Below are 19,777 nucleotides of genomic sequence, written 5' to 3'. Positions count from 1 at the left end.
TTGCGGGTACGTAAATTCAAAATCTGTTGTTCTAGATAAGGAATAACAATAGCCCCATATTCTCGTTGGTGCGCTTCAGCATAGGCAAATACCGAGGCAAAGCCTAATAAGTGGTAGGGCACATCAACCTGATTGTTGTTTACAGCCCATCTAAAAGCCCAAAAATCAGCAGCGCCAATCATTGCTTGGACTTTAGCTGGCGCTTTTGACTGCAAATAACGAAGTACCTCTAGATGCCCATGTGTTGCTGCCATTCTAAAAGCCCAAAAATCATCAGCAGCAATCATCGCTTGTACTTTATCTGGAGCCTTTGATTCCAAATAACAAACTACTTCGAGATGACCATTTGCTGCTGCCCCTTTAAAAGGCCAAAAATTACCAACCGCAATCATTGCTTGTACTTTCTCAGGCGACACTTTGGACTCCAAATAAGTGAGCATGCCAAGACAGCCAGAGTAAGCCGCCAAGTCAAAAAGAGCTCTTGCCTGTTGCTCAATAACTTCTGCATAACCTGGCAGGACTAGCACATACGCTAAATTATCCTGGCGGTTAAGCATGATGCTCACCTCAAGATATGCCATGGGCGATAAGCCTATCTGTTGTGCCAGTGCCACTAATTGCTCTTGATTAAGATTGGGATGACTGTACACCACAGCAAGCCATAAACATTGTCGCTCTCTCTCTGCCTCAGGCATGACAAAATCACGTAAACAAGCAAATAATTGCGCGTTTGTATGGGTTTGCATCACCGGAATGAAACCATCCAACAACTCATTCTTAAATACCTTATAATCATTCATTAGCAATTTAGGAATTAATCGAGCTTGAGGATGAGCTAGGCGTTGTGCCTCAGTCAGAATGCGCATGATAAAGGATCAAATAATTTCAATTAGAGCGAATTGTGAACAAATATTGATTATGGAACAAGAAGAGCAGGCCTAAGACAAGAATTTAATAAGACTTACCTGATCAGCTAGCCAACTGATTTTAAAAGAATTTTTTCGGAGATAATGGCAAAAAAAACATAAATACGGCCGTATTTATGGAGCGGTCCGGATCCGTCCCTACCTCACAATAATAAATGCTTGAGTTTGAAATGAGGCTGAGTTACTGAGTTAAATTTGTCTCATGCCCTCATGTTTCACTTGATTTTTGTTTTAATGACTTCTCATACTTCGTCATCCAAACCAACAATTCATTTAATGGCATTGGTTGCGCAAAATAATATCCCTGAGCAATAGCACAGCCCCATTTTTTTAATAGTTCAAGTTGCTCAACATTCTCAACACCTTCGGCAATCGACTTCATGCCTAAGCCATGTGATAATTGTATTGTTGTCAGCGCAATAGTCGCGTCATCAGTTTTTTTTTCTAGCTCGCTAATGAACGTTCGATCTATTTTTAGAAAAGACAAGGGCAGTTTTTTTAATAGATGGACTGATGAATATCCTGTACCAAAATTATCCAAAACAAAGCGAATTCCAAAATTACTGATGACCATCATATTGCTTATTATTTTGTCAGGATCTTTTATAAAATAAGCTTCTTTAATCTCAAAATAGATTTTTTTCGGATTGATCTGATATTGGTTCAGCAAATCCTTAACAAGGGTGGTAAATGAAGTACTTTCAAGTTGTTTTATTGAGATATTAATAGCTAAATGAAGGTTGGGTCTATTTTTACTAATTTCCTGATACTCATTAAATGATAGCTGCAATATAAGTTGTCCAAGTTCATATATGATTCCCCTATCCTCTGCTATTAATAAAGATTCTACCAGAGGTAAACTTTTCAGCATTTCATCTTCCCATCTTAATAATGCTTCAACTCCTACAATTTTGCGGCTGACTGTATGTACCATAGGCTGATAGAACACGTGATATCTTTTTTCTCTAATTGCCTGAAGCAAGGCTAATTCAATTTGATTATATTTTAGTGCTCTCTCATTAGCATACTCGCTATAAAAAGAAAATGTCGATTTACCCAATTCTTTAGCCTGGTACATGGCAATATCAGCGTTCTTAAACAATGTTTCAGGATCTTTGCCATTTTTAGGGTAAATTGAGATCCCTATGCTTAAAGAGGCCTTCATATACTGATTATCGATTAAAATTGGTTTATCAAAAGTCATTAAAATCCGTTTGAGAATTTTTATCAAATCATGGGTTTGATATGCTTCTTCGAAAATAAGGCCGAATTCATCGCCACCAATTCGGGCAAAATAATCAGTATCACGTAACTGAGCTCTGATTAACCCAGATAAGATTGATAAAAATTTATCTCCAGAAACATGGCCAAACGTATCATTGATGAATTTAAAATTATCCACATCAATAAAACATATGGCAAATTGCTTTTTATTTCTCTGCGCACGTGCGATAGCATGCTCAAGAAAATCAAAAAAACTCAATCGATTAGGTAATTTAGTTAAGGGATCAGTATGAGCCATTTTGGCCAGCTTAATACCGTTTTCTAATCGTTCAGAAATATCACTAAAAATAATAGCTGCACCTTTAACTGTTTTTTTGATAATTATAGGGATGCAGGTATACTCAACCCAAAAATAACTATGATCTTTCCTCCAAAATACAGACTCATTAGTTTTTATTACCATTTTTTCACTGATCGCCTTATAAACAGATAAACTTTCCAGTGGCGGTGATATTTCATTTAGTGCTTTTTCAAACAAAATTTTATAAATAGGCTCTTCTTTTAATTCATCATTTGAATAGCCCAATAAATTTTCAGCAACGGTATTAATAAAGGAGATATTATAGTTCGCATCAATCCATAAAATTCCTTCTCCAGTAGCATTTAACAAGAGTTTGGTTTTGGCTTTTTCAGTTTGTAGCTGCAAGGATCTGGCATTTGCAAGAGATTCAATTAAATAACGCTGTCCATAAAGTATGAATAAAATAATATTCATTAATACACAAAATAATAAAGTTGTAGTCAACGACAGCCATAGCTGCCAGGAATATTCATAATTGATAAAATAAAGAGATGAAATAGCCTGAATATTCCATAGTTCTCCTAAAAACGAATGGCTTAGTGAAATATGAATCAATCTGTTTGTATTTAAATATTCTGTATTTTCGTATATCTTATAGACTGCGTTAGGTGTTGAGTGATTAGATTCTTGTTGAATAGTCAGATTTGAGTAATTCACAAAATTATCAAATGTATCTTTAAAAAGGTCTAATAAGTTGATTTGTAACACTAATAATCCAGCAAGCTCTCCTTTCATATAAATAGCTGAAGCAATAAAAACCTTAGTTATTTCACCCTTTTTCGTTAAGACCATCGAAAAAAAGGGAGATTTGTCTTGAATACGCTGCTTAATGATTTTACTTAAATTGGGATTTGACAATAAGTCATAACCTATTGGGAGCGTATCCTCACTCTTTGATAAAGAAAAAAGTACTGGGTAATATTCTGACTTGTTCTTTTCGGGATAATATTGCCCTGTACTTTTATCAGTAATTTTTATCTGATGTATTTTATTAAAATCATTACGGTTTGTGACTTTAGGCACCCATTGAACTGATTGAATTATTGAGTTTCTCTGTAACAAATTGCCGCCAAGATATTGAAAGTCTGCGTTAGTAATTGAAGGTTTTAAAGCAAGAAAAAATGCCAACTCCCTTCCCATTTCAGTTGTTAAATTAAGCTTGTCAGTCAATTGATGAAGTTTGTATTTAGTGGTTTCCATAAATTCGGATTGCACTCGTTTTATCTCAGACTGACGATAAAAAAAATACGCAAAAACAATAGTCATAAAAACGATGCACAGTGGAATCAGGATAGAAGTTATCCGACTTCTCCATAATTTTGCAGGTTGAGCAAAAACGATCAAAAAAACTGGCGTAAAAATTAGCGCACTAATACTGTCCCCTACCCACCAGGTACCCCAGCTCGTGAGTAAATTTTGCGAAGGTAGAATAGCAATAAAATATAATCCAATATTACCAATAGTTGCAGCAACCACACATGAAACAGGGCCAGTAAGTAGTGCAAAGATGAGTATATCTTTAGGCAACTGCAAGGGATTTTTTAATTGAATAAAAAATTTGACAAGCCACCACCCCAATATCACCTGAAGTACTGTTCCGACTCCGACAATGAGTCCAGCGGCTATTGCTAACTGATTTAACGCGTTAGTAACATTAATGAAAGTTATATAGATATTGAGGATAAAGGAACCAATGAATACACCAGGTATAGTTTTCAAGCCCCAAACGAGTACAAATCCTAGCGCAATCCCATAGGGGGGCCAAATCGCAGTAGCATAGCCAGGAGGAACGGCAATCATCAATCCAATGTATCCTGTTATGATATAAATAAGGCAAACTGCCAGATTATACTGGACTGCATTTTTCAAAGCGTTCTCTCCATTAACTTTTTAGAAAAATTCCTATAGAAAGACCTGTTTTATCTTTGAAGTTATGTCATTTACAAATCACACTATATTCTTTTAGTGTAGGTTAATTTAGTTTAGCAAGCTCAAAACAGGCACAATAAATTTGATAAAATAGTCCAACATCTGGTAATTGGTATTGTAATAATGATCGTTTTTTACGAGATGGAACTCTTAATACACTTTTGCATTATAAAGTTTCATGCATTTGTGGTCTAATAATTAAATTCTGGTGCATCTGGCACTGGCTTCAAACCATCTACATCCTTTGAAAGTGCAGTGATCAAAACCGTACTTGATATTTTTGCTGTATTACACAATTCTCGAAATGTATCTTCATTTAATTCAGTAGAATCTAGTAAACACTGATCGAGTAATTTTCTTACATTTCTCAACTCTTCCGAGTTCGCTTTGGTTGAATTACCACCATCGAATAGACTGTGTTTGCTAAGGAGCGTACTGCGCAAATTCATTTCAATGTAACTTTTTAGAGTAAACAAAACAGAACACATCTTGTTAGATATATGGGGAGTATCACCTAAAACAGTGACACCTTCGCGAAGAAGTAACTTCACAATATCAAGATGACCGTATACTGCCGCCATATGAACAGCACTGGTGCGCTTGTTCATGTCAACACCATGATCTAGTAACATTTTTACTAGTGTTTTGTGCCCAGTCCTTGCAGCAAACGAAAGAGAATAACAGCTCTGATCATCGATCTGAGCACCCTTTTCTTGCAAAAACTTCATCATCTCCGGTTGATTGTATTTAGCCGCGATAAAAAGCAGCGGATAGCGTGTGCTTGATGGGTAGTAGCTCGAATCTGAGCTAACGTCCACTACAGTAGAATTAACATCAAGTCCAACCATCTCCATCATAACTTGTACCACACCGACGTGGCCGTTCTGCAAAGCAAATAAAACGGGAGTATAACCATCCGACAGTGCTTGCGATCGGGATCGCGTAGCATGTGGTGCATCTTGTTGATATATACTTGCCCCTGCCTTAATGAGTACTCTCACAATGTCCTCATAGCCAAGTATTGCCGCGCAATGTAATGGCATAAGGCATTGCATTCCATAAGAGAATGGCTCATTAACCGAATGGAATCTTACAAGTGCCTGCAACTTATCATGCTGCCGAAAAATGATCGCTCTTTGAATCGGCGTAATGAGATGTGGATAATTTTCAAACTGGCTTTCCATAAAGTCAAAAATAGGTTGAGCAGCTTGGCCATGCTGATGCAATACATGAAATAAATTTACCCCATGCCTGTTCTTTGTATTAATTAGGGTGAAAATAGTTTCCCATCCCTTGTCCATCGTAGCTCGACTAAAAATTTCTTGTATTTTTTTCAAATCACACAAGTGTGCATAGAAAAATAATTCTCTTATAGGCTGGGGAAGTTGCTTATCTAGCACGTTCGCAAGAACCTGATGATGCCAATGAGCATCAGGAGTACTAAGCATGCGTTCATGTTCTTCTTGAGGAAGATGTTTCGCATGCACACCCCTCCAATAATCCTCTGCTTTAGCTAATTCAATAAAATTGTGATTCAGAGAAAAATACAACACAACTGCTTCAGGAGGTAGTTCATCAAAAATATGAACCAAAACCTCAAAGGGAAGAGATTCTAATGAAAACGGCTCTATATCCGGCATCTGGCTTGCAGCAGCACTTGCTGCATCTCTTTTTGATTGAGACATACCTTGTCCTAGGCTTGTTTACATTCACTGCCATTGTATAATTATAGTACACCCATCCTTGATGGGGACAGACCAGAATGGACCTCTGAAAAAAAGAAGCAGATTATGATTAATTGTTACAATAAAAGACTGATTGACCACTTGAGGATTAGATTTTTCTGATATCCTGCACAGCTAGAACCATGATTTTAAAATAAGCGCTGATTTAACGCTTTACTCATTTAAGAATAGATGAAATTGTTGTTGAAATCCCATCATCAAGCAAGCGCTCACCTTTTGTAGCGAACGGGCCTCCTTCCATGGACGACAGCTCATTCTTAAAATGTGAATTAAGGGTAGGATTAAAACCACCTTCCGATTTGGCAATAACCATCGTTGCAACGCCATTACCTATTAGGTTAGTTAAAGAACGAGCCTCCGAAATAAATCGATCTATCCCAAATAATATGACTAATCCTTCCACAGGAATAACATGCATACTGGTCACAACTGTAGCCAACGCTATAAAGCCACCGCCGGTTACATTTGCAGCTCCTTTAGTAATTAGCATGATCATAACAACCATCATAATTTGTTGTTGAAAATCAAAATGAATATGGAAGATCTGAGCAAGGAACATGATCGCCATTGTAAGATAAATACTCATTCCATCAAGATTAAACGCATAGCCTGCCGGCAAAACAAATCCCGCAATGGATTTGTTACATCCAATTTTTTCAAGCTTATTAATCATTCTTGGCAAAACAGCCTCAGTTGATGCTGTACCTAACACAATAAGGAGTTCTTCTTTTATATGTTTTAAAAAACTCCAAAGGTTAAATTTAAATAATTTAGCAATCAAGCCTAAAATTATGCATATAAAAAATATGCAAGTAAGATAAAAGCACGCCAATAATTTACTCAGCATAACCAAAAGGTGCGTTCCATGCGCCCCGATGGTATACGAAATGGCACCGAAAGCACCAATGGGGCCACTTTCATAATCAGTGCAACGATAGAAAATAAAATCTCAGATAATTGCTCTATGAGATTGATAACTGGTTGCGCCTTGTCTTTGACCCGTAATAAACCAAATCCCAAAAGAGTAGAAACAAATAAAATTTGTAGTGTATTGCCTTGAGTAAAAGCACTAATCAATGTATCTGGAATAATACTCAATATAAAATCGGTCGAACTAAATTTAGTAGTATGAGCTGGAATAACAGGAATATTGGTGCTATCTAATGAATGAATATCAACATTTAAACCAGCCCCTGGCTGAAAATAATTTGCAACAGCAAGCCCTAAAAACATTGCGATTGTCGTTGCTACTTCAAAATAGATTAATGCCTTTATACCAATTCGGCCTGCTTCTCTTATATTTTTTAAATTTAGAATGCCCGTAACAACAGTAGAAAAAATAATTAACGGTACTACAGCACGAATTAATTTGATAAACCCATCACCTAACGGTTTCATTTTTGTAGCGACATCAGGATAAAAATATCCCAATACAATGCCAATGATAATAGCAAACAGTATTTGAACATAGGCTTGCTTATAAAACTTAAATATTCTCATATCCAATTAGTTAGTGCGTTTGAGTCAAGATATTTGTTTAGCCCCCTTATGATCAGACACAACAAATGTCATCAAAAATAATGAGATTTCTTTTAGATCAAGAGGGAGATCTATTATACACTTTAAACATTGCTTTTGTACTTTCGCCAAACAAGATTATTACATCGAGTTACAAACCATGCTTTTTTTGACGTCGCTGATGAAACACATAATACAAACCAGGCAACACCAATAGAGTTAAAAACGTAGAAGAAACAATTCCTCCAATCACTACCGTTGCCAATGGGCGTTGTACTTCAGAACCCGTTCCTGTTGCTAATGCCATAGGTACAAACCCCAACGAGGCTACTAAAGCGGTCATAAGTACAGGCCTTAGTCGAGCCAAAGCCCCTTGCATTACTGCATCCTTTAAATAAAATTTTTTTTGTTCACGTAGTTGATTAATAAAAGTAACCATGACCAGACCGTTGAGCACGGCCACACCCGACAAAGCGATAAATCCAACACCTGCTGAAATTGACAACGGAATGCCACGCCCCCATAAAGCAAACACCCCACCAGTTAATGCTAAAGGAATGCCGGTGAAAACAAGTAAGGCATCTTTTACATTACTAAAACTCATAAAAAGTAATAAAAAAATACCAAGTAGTGTAACAGGTATAACAATTTGTAAGCGTTGTGAGGCAGATTGTAATTGCTCAAACTGCCCACTCCAGCCAATCCAATAGCCACTGGGTATTTTAACATTTTGTTCGATGTGCTCTTTTGCAATATTTACAAAAGAACTTAAGTCACTACCCCGAACATTGGCACTCACTACCACACGACGTTTACCCATTTCACGGCTGATCTGATTAGGCCCCTCACTTCGCACCATTTTCGCGACTTCACTCAAGGGAATAAAATGGCGCTCATCATCTTTAGATACGGGAAGTGGTACAAAAATTTGACGTAATACATCAGGATCAGTACGTAACGACTCTGGTAATCGTACTACGATATCAAAACGCTTATCTCCTTCAAAAAGCTCCCCACCCTTCTTTCCGCCAGAAGCAATTACAATTGCATCTTGAACAGCACCAACTTGCAGACCATAACGCGCCAAAGTTCCGCGATTAATTACCACCGTCCAAAGAGGTAATCCACTCACTTGTTCGATTTTAACGTCTGCCGCTCCGGGTACTTTTTTAAGTTGTGCACTAATGTTTTCTGCAATTTCCAATAAAGTATTCATATCATCACCAAATACTTTGACCGCAACATCACTGCGAACCCCTGAGATCAGTTCATTAAAACGCATTTGAATGGGTTGGGTAAACTCATAATTGTTTCCTGGAATTTGCCTCACCGCATTTTCAATTTCCTGTACTAGCTCTTGTTTGGTTTTCTTGGGATTAGGCCAATCCTTACGCTGTTTTAGAATAATAAAGGTATCTGCAACATTAGGTGGCATAGGATCGGTTGCTACCTCTGCGGTTCCCAATTTTGCAAATACTGCTTTCACCTCAGGAAATTGTTTCACTCGCTTTTCAACCAGATCTTGCATGGCAATCGCTTGGGTTAAGCTTGTCCCTGGGATACGCATGGCATGCATGGCAATATCACCTTCATCTAAGTTTGGAATAAACTCCCCACCCATGCGCGATGCAATGAACAAGCTCAACACTACCAAGATAACTGCAGCCCCTATAACCCAACGTCGTGCATGAAAACAACGACGCAAAACTCGCGCATACCCAATTGAAAGATAATGCACCAGCCAATTTTCTTTTTCCTGGACTCGACCTCGTAAAAAAATAGCAACCGTTGCAGGTACAAAAGTTAGTGCAAATAACATTGAAGACATGAGCGCGATAATGACTGTTTCTGCCATAGGCAAAAACATTTTGCCCTCTACTCCCGTTAACGTAAGAATAGGAAGATACACTACGGTAATAATAAAAATCCCAAAAATGCTGGGTCGAATCACTTCGGTAGTTGCATAAGAAATCACATTTAAACGTTCTTTAAGTGATAAAAGTCGTTGTGCCTCATGTTGTTTTTTCCCTAAATGCCTGATGCAATTTTCTACAATAATGACCGCTCCATCCACAATCAAACCAAAGTCCAGCGCACCTAAACTCATAAGGTTCGCACTTATTTTATTAGATACCATACCCGTGATTGTCAGTAACATGGATAAGGGAATGACCATCGCGGTAATCAAAGCGGCACGTATATTTCCTAAAAATAAAAAGAGAATGATGCAGACAAGCATCGCGCCTTCAAGTAAATTGTTTTTAACCGTATTGATCGTTGCATTAACAAGTAAAGTGCGATTATAAACAATAGCAGCCTCAACTCCCTCAGGCAGAAACTTGTTGATTTCTTTCATCTTCTCAGCAACTCGTACAGAAACCGTTCTACTGTTTTCCCCCATCAACATAAACACCGTGCCCAAAACTACTTCTTGGCCGTTTTCAGTAGCCGCGCCAGTGCGTAGCTCTTTACCAAAGACAACATCCGCTACATCACGCATACGTATTGGGGTTCCTGCAAAATTAGCAATCACGATATTTTCAATATCAGGAATGTTTTTTACTTGTCCGGGAACACGAATCAGATTTTGTTCGCCGTTACGTTCGATATAACCTGCGCCAACGTTAGCATTATTACGTTGGAGGGCTTCAACCACATCACTTAAGCTTAAGTTATAACGCACTAACTTGGAGGGATCTGGCGTAATATGAAATTGCTTTTCAAACCCTCCAATAGTATTCACTTCCGCAACTCCCTCCACATTGCGTAATTGTGGTTTAATAATCCAATCCTGAATAGTACGTAAGTCCGTAGGGTTGTAACGTTGGCTTTGCGGCACATTGGGCTTATTGGTTACCGTGTACATGAAAATTTCACCAAGACCCGTAGAAATAGGTCCTAATGTGGTTTCAGCTTCGGGTGGCAATTTGTCTTTGACTTCTTGTAAGCGCTCATTAATCAGCTGTCTTGCAAAATAAATATTAGTACCGTCTTTAAAAACCACGGTCACTTGGGATAGTCCATACCGAGATAAAGATCGGGTGTAATCGAGATTGGGTAGGCCACTAAGTGCTAACTCAATAGGAAAAGTGATCCGTTGCTCTACCTCAAAAGGAGAGTATCCAGAGGCTTGGGTATTAATTTGTACCTGAACATTGGTGATATCTGGAACTGCATCAATAGGAAGTCTTTGAAAATTATAAATACCAAATAAAGCAATAATCATTGTAAACAACAGGATAAACCAACGATGTTTTAAAGAAAAACGTATTATTTTTTCTAGCATCTTTAATCCTTAGTGCTCATGGCTTGCGCCTTCTTTACCTAGCTCTGCTTTAAGATAAAAGCTGTTTTTAGTTACATAATGCTCTCCCGCATCAAGCCCTGACACAACTTCAACCCATTGCTTATCACGTTGACCAAGCACTACGGGTGTGGCCTCAAAATAATCACCTTGCTGGACAAATACAACGTCTTGCTCTCCAATACGCTGCAGTGCTGCAAGAGGCACCGCTACCGGCACTGTTTTTTCTTTGATGATAATATAACCGTTGACATACATGCCCGGAATCCACTCGCGTTGCTCATTGGGTAAAACCGCTCGGGCCAAAGTCGTTTGACTATCCTCTATCCCAAGAGGGGCAATGTAAGAAATATGACTCGTCGTTTTAGGTTGTCCTTCATCACCAATCACAATAACAATCATTCCATTTTTTACCAGAGGAGTTTCTTTGCGATATAAAGTAAAATCAGCCCATACGTTGTTTAAATTGGCAACATCATAAATGGGTTTGTTACTTTGGGCTAATTCACCATTAGTGACATATTTTTGCACTATGGTTCCTGTTATAGGTGCATTAATGTTGTAATTTTGTAAGCTTTCATTACTTTCAATCGTCGCTAATAAATCACCTTTAGACACCTCATCACCCAAGTTTTTATTCATCACTTTAATAATACCTGCATAACGTGCATAAATAGGTGCCATAGTATCGCGATTAGGTACAATTTTTCCCACCACTTGTAATTGAGTTTTTATGGTTTGGCTTTCTGCTTTTTCTGTTTGAATATTCGCAGCTTGCAACATAGCAGGAACTAATTTGATCCTTCCTTCATAAGTATTATATTGCCAGTTGTAGGATTTACCCGAAATCATTAATTGAAGCGTGACATCAAATGAATGTGGTTCTTTAATAACTTGGTCGCTTTGTAAAAAATTATCAATGGGACTAAATGTGACCACTTCTTTTTTTCCATTAAATCGGGTTAGTTCTGCAGTAAATTTCGCTACATCAGGAGAAATAGCCTTTCCATCTTGATAAAGATAAGCACGAAAATGTGGGGGCATACCTCGTTCAAAGATTAGCAATTCAAGTGCAATATTTTCCTTTTTAAAAAGTCGACCTCCCTGCGGGCCTTTTTCAAACTCTTCTTGAGATTCATTTTTTTGAGGCTCGTCTTCGGCGCCAAACACCATGGGTGTAATTAGCGGCGACAAAAAGACAATTAAAAATAACAAAGAGGCAAATTTTTTTATAAATTTCATTTACTTTCCTTGGTCGGATGCAAACCTAAAAGACCAGTCAATTGAATAAGTGCTTTATGAAAATCAGCATGAGCTTGTTGGTAATGGCGTTCTTCTTCATATAAGGTATTGAGCGAAGTGGATAATTCAATATACGTATATCGTCCCATTTGATATCCATCTTGAGCCAATTTAATTGACTTACGCGCTAATGGCAGCAAAGATTTTGTTACCAACTGCGCTTCGTACTGACTTTGTTGCGCTTGCAAAAAGGCATTGTATGCGTTTTGACGCACTTCTAGACGCGTCCCTTTAAACTCAGAAGCTGTTTGTGTATATTGTGCTTCAGCAGTCAAAATCTTTCCTTGATTGCGGTTAAACACAGGAACATCGGCAAAAGCAGACATCACCGCAGCATTACTGCCGTCATCCGAAAAATGTCGACCACCCAATTGAACGTTTAAATCAGGCCATACTGATTTTTTAACTGCAGTAATGGTGGCACGCTTGGCTTGTAATTGCAGCTGCATTTGCAGCATTTGTGGACTCTGCGGAACTTTTTTTAATAGCGCGGGCCAATTTAAAACCACATCAGGTAAGCCTTTATCAATTAAAGGCCTATCCACTCGGAGACCATCACCAAGTAATCGTGATAATTTAGCGCGTAAGAAGAGCGCATCACGGCGTGCCTTTTGTTCTTGGATACGCGCATCCCCTAATCGAATTTGCGCCAGGCGTAAATCAAGTTCAGCACCTACACCTGCTTTAACTCGTTTATCAATCGCAGCCACAATGTTTTGATTTAAGCGAACCAGTTTTTGGGTCACCTCATGCCATTGAACTGCGTAAAATACATCAACATAAGCGCTCCCTACCGCCATATATAATGCCGCCTTCTGAACATTGATTTGCGCTAAAGAGGCTAAATAATCTGCATAAGTAGCTTTTTTTAAGTAGTTCAGACGACCGCCTAAGGGAATCGGCTGCGTTATAGAGACAGTCGTTTCTGCTGCTTCATAGCTTGAATAACTCCCAGAACCACCAAAATTCTCTGCTGTTAAGGTCAACTGTGGATTGGGGTACAAACCACTTTGAATAAAGGCTCCGCGCATAGCTTGTGCTTTATCCATTTCTGCTTGTAACTCCGGGTTATTGCGACATGCAATCTCCAAAGCTTCGCGGAAAGTCAAAGGCGATGCCTGGGCAAATGTTTTTTGCAGCAAAATACTGAGCAAAAACACACTAGATAAATTGATGAAAAAACGCATTCCCTTCCTTTTAATCATTTGAGATTTCTATATGATTAAATGCAAGCCCCCCGTCAATTTTTATAATTGTGCCAGACATATAACTCGATGCGTTGCTAGCAAGCAATAAAATACAACCATCGAGCTCCTCCAACTCAGCTGCTCGCTCATAAGGAACGGATTTTATCGCTTTTTTTCCATCTTCAGTTTTTAAAAATTCAGCAACCATTTTGGTTTTCATGAAGCCCGGCGCTACTGCGTTAACCCGAATATGATGCTCTAAAAGTTCTAAGCCCATGCTTTTTGTCATATGTGCAATAGCTGCTTTAATTGAATTGTAGGGAATTAAATCCTTTTGAGTACGGTGATAAAGGGAGGAAGATAAATTAATAATAGACCCTGAGACTTTTTTATCAATCATACTGGCCGCTACCGCCTTTGAAACGATCCAGGTCCCCAGCAAATCAACTTGGTATGTTTTATTCCAAATTGATTGTGTTACTTCCATAAACGGTTTGTATTCAATTACAGCCGCACAATTAATTAAGACATCAATGCAACCAAAAGTTTCTGTGACTTGAATCACAGCCTGTTCTACCTTTTTTTCATCAGTAATGTCCAGATGCAATTTAATTGGCTGATGTTTCGTTGTTTTGATTATTGCTTCAGTTTCATTTAAGCCTTCTGAATTAATATCAGCATATGCGACTTTACTGCCTAATCTTGCAAATAACGCAGCGCAATGTTGGCCAAGCCCGGAAGCCGCACCTGTAATTAAGACCGATTTATCTTCGACTGAAAATAATTTTTCCAAGTATAACATCTTCTATAAACTCCTTTTTGATGAAGAACGATCTTTGCCTAATGCTTTGGAGGGGGTAAATCCATCTTACCATATTCAAGATATAATTTTACTTAATAAATGGGGAATACAAACTTTATTAGTATTACATAACATATGAACCTATGAGATCAAATCTTGAATGTTGAATTAGCAATCAACTTTCAAGACTTGAACCCATAAATTACCAAGTACTTATATCAAATTATCCCACTTGAATCTGTAAGCCAGGCGCAACTGGAGGCACAGCAGGTTCTTTACGAGGACTCTTAAAAAAGGCATGCGGACTTAAGGAGCCGGGCTTTATCGGAGCAGCATCAACATTCACCTCAGCGACATGCGATGTACTTTGTACTGGGCTGTGACTTACAGATGCGGGTAACATGAGAACAATACTTTCCTCTTCATCAAGCCCATTACTCTCATCATCCACTACAACCAACTCATCAGAATGGAGTTTAATATAAGTCGCACCAAGCCCTGATCCTGTCTTAAATGCTTGTGAATAACCGAATACTGCATTCGCTGTGAAATTACGAGCTAAAGGATTCTTCATAAACGCTTGATCATTAACATCAAACACAGCACCAAAATCGATAGGCATTAAACCATATTGAGTGTGCATAAAATTGTTTGGTTTGGGATCAGACATAACAAACCCACTTTGATACATTTTTAATAAATAATCTTGAATCTCTTCCCAAGTTGGCTCCTTCCCAGTAAAAAAGGGCATAATTAATTTACCGTCTTCTATAATTGCTTTCTCTACGGGAATCTTCATTACATCAATAAAATGATTAAAATTATCTTTTTCCGATATCGTGGTAGATATGAACTCATTCGATTTAGCATTTGTAGTGAAAAACTCTTTAACCGCATATTGCTGATGAGTTAAATTGTCTTCATATAAAGAAACGGAGCCAAAACGTCCAGCGCCTAGCTTCTTGATTAACTTACATGACTTTAACAACATTGGGTTTACTCCACGCTTTGATTGCCGCAAATCATACCAACTGCCTATTTAAAATACAAAATTTATTATTTAACTACTCCAAAAGATTATTTTTTTACACAAAATAAATGTTGAACTATATTTTAAATATGTACATTCTGCTGAAGAATTAACATGCCACATCCAAAATATATGTCTTTCCCACCACCACCTCCCCCTATTCCTGATAATGGTATACCGCTTACGCCGCAGGAATGGGCAAAAGCAATGTTGGATAAAGATGTTTTTTATAAGAGAATTAAATTAGGTAATAAAGAGCTTGATCTTATGAAAACAAAGTTAGGTGCGGATATCAGTATATTAGACCTAGGTCGGCATACAATTGCTTTGTTTAAAAATTTTCCACCAGAGTATGTTGATTATTACAAAGCACTCCAAGTAGAAATTGCTGCAAGAATTCCTGAGGAACAGGATCGACCACTAATTTGCCTAGAGATTAAAGGAAGTAAGCGCATAGAGGATAAGTCTCCTGCCGATGTTGGCATGGCAGGAGGTACAGGACCATTATCTGATGCAACCGCCTTAGAAAATCTTGTGCGTCATATGTCTGAGATTGGCAAAGCTCCATTTGACGAGAAAAGACAAGAGATTGCAGTAGCAATGCAAAATTTTTCGGGTGTTATGTATTCAATGCCCCCTCCTAGAGATAAAGAACACGCACATGATGGTGCTTCATTTCTACGTTTATACAAAAGTGCCAGACAAGACATGCCTTGTACTTCTTTACACATCCTTACCAACACAGGCCATTCTAATAAATCGTATTTTGGTAACGATTATCTCCTTGGGAAAGCAAAATTTGGAGACGTTGATGATATGACAATAAAAGTTGCTCATCGAATTAAAGTGGCTTCCCAAAAGCGGCCTCCTGGTGAGCGTGTATTAGTATTGGGAACAACTGACGCGGCTCACAAAAAATTATATCCCAATTTATTAAGCAATAGAAATCTTGAATCAGTTTTACCTACAGGAGTGTTTGAAGGACCAGATCCTCAATCCTATTTACAAAAAGCCGTTCATGCAGTCAAAAAAGCGTATTATGGAGAAGAAGCTCAAGTCTATTTACAAACAATTATCAACCAAGCTAAAGCCGGTAAAGTAAACGATCCTATGCCTAATGAAGAACGCACTTGTGGTCAAGCATTTGTTGACTTTGCTGTTCACTTTGCAAGAAATAGCCAATGTACCGCATTGCTTTTCAGTTGCACAGAGATCCCCATGCTCCTGCATACCAAAGTATCAGCAAACAGTGAACAAACTTATGAGGATCTATTGAAAGAAGCATTACCCAAAACTATTGCATATTACGATACAGAAAAAATATTTGTTGACGAAATTGCCAAAAAAAGTGCTACCTTGCAACTACATCCAGAGATGCGATCGACTTCTTCCTTAAGAAGAGGCGGATTATCACATTATCATGTACTTCATGCTAAGTTGGATAAGGTTAAAGAGGAGATACTAAAGTATTGCCATAGTTTCATAGACTTAGATAATGAATTACATCTTCAAAAAAGAAATGTGCTATTGGCTACGTTACAATTTTTTGAAGATGGTAATCAACAAGCATTAGACGATGCAAAAGCAAGAAATCCACGGTATGCTGACGCAAAACTACGAAGCAACACTCTCGCTTTAGTAACAAAAGGAGAGCGATTAGCTGCTCTTGTGGCGGCTGAGCAAGAAAAAATGCCTTCATTTCAGGAAATGAAAGCACAACTAAACGATGGTAGAAAGCAAGAACTGGCAAACGCGGAGGAAAAGGAACCTCCAGTCATGTTGCAGGCAGGTAATTTTTAAATAACTGAACCATCTCTTTAATTTGATCATTAGAGCACATAAAAAATGCGGCCTTCAAATCCTATTTGATTATGTTCCCAAGAATGAATCACTTTTTATTACTCATCAACTTTCGGAATAGCCTCCTGTAACATACCTATCATAGGTCTTTTTAAACTGCCCATTTCTTTGAAACTCAATTAAGGCATCATTAATCTGCTCTAATAATTTACTTTGATCCTTATTTATCGCAATACCAAACCCATATCCAAAGACAAATGGTTTGCCAAATGTCGAAAAGACTGGAATTTGAGAAGCCCAATACTGGGCTGACAATGCATCTTGTAAAATAAAGTCCACATCACCATCACTTAAAGCCTGAATCAATTCAGGAGTTGAATCATAATTTATAATTTGGACATCAGAAAAGCCTGAGTCTTTAATTGCTTGTTCAAAATTAGTGCCTGCCTGAATGCCTATTTTTTTTCCATTAAACGCATCTTTAGAAAAAAGAACATTGGCCCATTTTTTTAACGATAGATATTGCACATCACTTGGTAGGTAGGGTAACGAAAAACTGACAAGCTGGTTTCGTTCCGCAGTAATTGTGATGGACGCAATGCCTATATCTGCCTCACGTTTTTCTATACTGGATATAATAGTATTTTCGAAGAAACCAGAGCGATATTGACACTCCCGATGTATATAGCGACAAATCTCCTCCATCATTTCTATATCAAAGCCAAATAATTGCTTATTTGCTCCTTGCATAATAAAAGGAGGGTTAAAAATTTCGGTAGCTACTATAAGTGGGCGCAATGAATCAGCCTGAGACAAAGACGTAAAGCAAGAAAAAATCAATAAAAAAGCCAAACGACTTTTTATAACTAAAAATCCTAAGAAATAGGAAATTCTGGTTTGTATCATCACCAATATTCCTTGTGTTATCAACTCCTGTTTTTAAAGAATGTATCGTATTTTTCACAATGCTTCAATGCTGGCAATGCAACCTCTTAAAAGAGGTAAACAGCATTTGAAGTCAATTACTGACAACAAGATACCAGTCCTCATGTTTTAATATGCTTTTTTCTATCTTATTGTAAAATAATCCAATATCATCCGATTTACTCAATAAGACCCTTGTAATATCAATAAGCTAAGGAAAGTTATGATTGTTATCTTCGTCCATGGTTGGAGCGTCACACATACCAATACTTATGGAGAGCTTCCACAATGGCTTGAACATCAGAGCAAAGAAGGCAAGTTGGATATTCAAGTTGGTAATATCTATCTTGGGCGTTATATCAGCTTTGACGATACAGTAACAATCGACGATATCGCTCGTGCATTTGATCATGCAGTGCGTGATGAAATTGCTGATAAATTGCGCGATGGAAAGCGTTTTGCGTGCATCACACACTCTACCGGTGGCCCCGTTGTTCGTAAATGGATGGATTTATACTTTAAGAATAATCTTGCAAAATGCCCATTGAGTCATCTGATTATGCTGGCTCCTGCCAACCATGGTTCTGCGCTTGCTCAACTTGGAAAATCGCGGCTAGGTCGTATAAAAAGCTTTTTTGAAGGTATCGAACCGGGACAGCATGTACTTAATTGGCTTGAGCTAGGAAGCGATATGAGCTGGCAACTTAATGAAAGTTGGCTTGATTATGATTGCACTGCTCATGGCATTTATTCCTTCGTACTTACTGGTCAGAAAATTGATCGCCAACTATATGATGCGGTTAACTCCTACACGGGAGAAGCCGGCTCTGACGGAGTTGTACGGGTAACGGCTGCAAATATGAATTACAGTCTGTTAAAGTTACATCAAGAGGGACATAACGGTGAAAGTCTTGCCGTCGCCAAAATGAAAAGGTCACAACCGATGGCTCTCGGAGTTCTACCTGGATGTTCACATTCTGGTAAAAAAATGGGAATCATCCGTAGTGTTACTATGGCTAATGCCACCACGCATCCTACCGCTATATGGGTCTTACGATGCCTGCAAGTAAAAAGTCGTGACACCTATAATACAGTGGCAAAAGAGCTAGAAAAACTTACTGAAAAAACCCAGAACAATGAGCATACAGAACGAGTAAAGACACTTATCTATCAGCGCGACTACATCACTAATCGTTATTCGATGATTATACTCCGACTGATTGATGACCGAGGCAATCACCTTGACGATTATGATCTTTATCTCACTGCTGGCCCCAAATACAGCGAGAATGCACTTCCTACGGGTTTCTTTGCAGACCGCCAGCAAAACCAACGTAATCGAGGAAAACTGACTTACTTTCTAGACTACGACATCATGGAATCGGGGATTAACACCCCCATAATGCAAGGTAATCTTGGGTTTAGAATTAAGGCACATCCTGAAGCAAGTGACAAAGCCCTTGCCTATTACAGGATGCTTGATTTTCATTCCTCACTTGCAGACATTAACAAAATTCTCCATCCAAATGAAACAGTAATGGTAGAAATCATGCTTCAGCGACGAGTAGACAGAACGGTATCCCGGATTACCAACAACCTTACTCCAGCCAAAATTAGTGTGAAACCAACTGGCAAAAAAGTAGATTAACACATAGCATTTCAGTGTAACTTTTATATAAGGTTGATACTGTCTTTCAAGAGACAGTATCAACATTTGCCTAATTA

At 38.2% G+C, this 19,777-nt stretch carries 10 protein-coding genes and 2 pseudogenes; 2 read left to right on the top strand and 10 right to left on the bottom strand.

The window, feature by feature from the left end; translation table 11 throughout:
- From Lste_RS02760 to Lste_RS02720, 9 genes and pseudogenes are all read right to left on the bottom strand, one after another.
- Nucleotides 1-866, bottom strand: a pseudogene (locus tag Lste_RS02760) (hypothetical protein); the annotation flags it as partial.
- Nucleotides 867-1,134: 268 nt separating this feature from the next.
- Nucleotides 1,135-4,380 (bottom strand): EAL domain-containing protein, encoded by a 3,246-nt coding sequence (locus tag Lste_RS02755; RefSeq protein ID WP_068310861.1) that lies wholly within the window; start codon nucleotides 4,378-4,380, stop codon nucleotides 1,135-1,137.
- A 251-nt stretch (nucleotides 4,381-4,631) separates the two neighbouring features.
- On the bottom strand, nucleotides 4,632-6,125 hold the full coding sequence (locus tag Lste_RS02750) for an ankyrin repeat domain-containing protein (protein ID WP_058509569.1): 1,494 nt from the start codon (nucleotides 6,123-6,125) through the stop codon (nucleotides 4,632-4,634).
- A gap of 217 nt (nucleotides 6,126-6,342) precedes the next feature.
- A pseudogene (gene dctA / locus Lste_RS19515) lies at nucleotides 6,343-7,685 on the bottom strand (C4-dicarboxylate transporter DctA).
- 169 nt (nucleotides 7,686-7,854) lie between these two features.
- Complete coding sequence (locus Lste_RS02740; RefSeq protein WP_058509568.1) at nucleotides 7,855-10,989, bottom strand: CusA/CzcA family heavy metal efflux RND transporter; 3,135 nt, start codon at nucleotides 10,987-10,989, stop codon at nucleotides 7,855-7,857.
- Nucleotides 10,990-10,998: 9 nt separating this feature from the next.
- Nucleotides 10,999-12,249, bottom strand: coding sequence for an efflux RND transporter periplasmic adaptor subunit (locus Lste_RS02735; protein ID WP_058509567.1), 1,251 nt, complete (start codon nucleotides 12,247-12,249; stop codon nucleotides 10,999-11,001).
- Nucleotides 12,246-13,496, bottom strand: a complete 1,251-nt coding sequence (locus Lste_RS02730) for a TolC family protein (RefSeq protein WP_058509566.1) — start codon at nucleotides 13,494-13,496, stop codon at nucleotides 12,246-12,248. The genes Lste_RS02735 and Lste_RS02730 overlap by 4 nt, the downstream gene beginning before the upstream one ends.
- A gap of 10 nt (nucleotides 13,497-13,506) precedes the next feature.
- Nucleotides 13,507-14,289: an SDR family NAD(P)-dependent oxidoreductase gene (locus Lste_RS02725; protein ID WP_162264117.1), complete on the bottom strand. Its 783-nt coding sequence runs from the start codon at nucleotides 14,287-14,289 to the stop codon at nucleotides 13,507-13,509.
- A gap of 232 nt (nucleotides 14,290-14,521) precedes the next feature.
- Nucleotides 14,522-15,289, bottom strand: a complete 768-nt coding sequence (locus Lste_RS02720) for a serine/threonine-protein kinase (protein WP_058509564.1) — start codon at nucleotides 15,287-15,289, stop codon at nucleotides 14,522-14,524.
- A 153-nt stretch (nucleotides 15,290-15,442) separates the two neighbouring features.
- On the opposite strand from Lste_RS02720, the gene Lste_RS02715 reads away from it, so the two are divergent.
- On the top strand, nucleotides 15,443-17,128 hold the full coding sequence (locus Lste_RS02715) for a hypothetical protein (RefSeq protein WP_058509563.1): 1,686 nt from the start codon (nucleotides 15,443-15,445) through the stop codon (nucleotides 17,126-17,128).
- Nucleotides 17,129-17,233: 105 nt separating this feature from the next.
- On the opposite strand, the gene Lste_RS02710 is transcribed toward Lste_RS02715, so the two are convergent.
- Entirely contained in the window at nucleotides 17,234-18,034 is an 801-nt protein-coding gene (locus Lste_RS02710; RefSeq protein ID WP_058509562.1) for a transporter substrate-binding domain-containing protein, read from the bottom strand.
- 241 nt (nucleotides 18,035-18,275) lie between these two features.
- On the opposite strand from Lste_RS02710, the gene plaB reads away from it, so the two are divergent.
- Nucleotides 18,276-19,700: a phospholipase PlaB gene (gene plaB / locus Lste_RS02705; RefSeq protein WP_058509561.1), complete on the top strand. Its 1,425-nt coding sequence runs from the start codon at nucleotides 18,276-18,278 to the stop codon at nucleotides 19,698-19,700.
- Nucleotides 19,701-19,777: the final 77 nt, after the last annotated feature.

The organism is Legionella steelei (assembly GCF_001468005.1).
Taxonomy (GTDB): Bacteria; Pseudomonadota; Gammaproteobacteria; order Legionellales; family Legionellaceae; genus Legionella; species Legionella steelei.
This window is presented reverse-complemented; position numbering and strand designations above follow the sequence as displayed.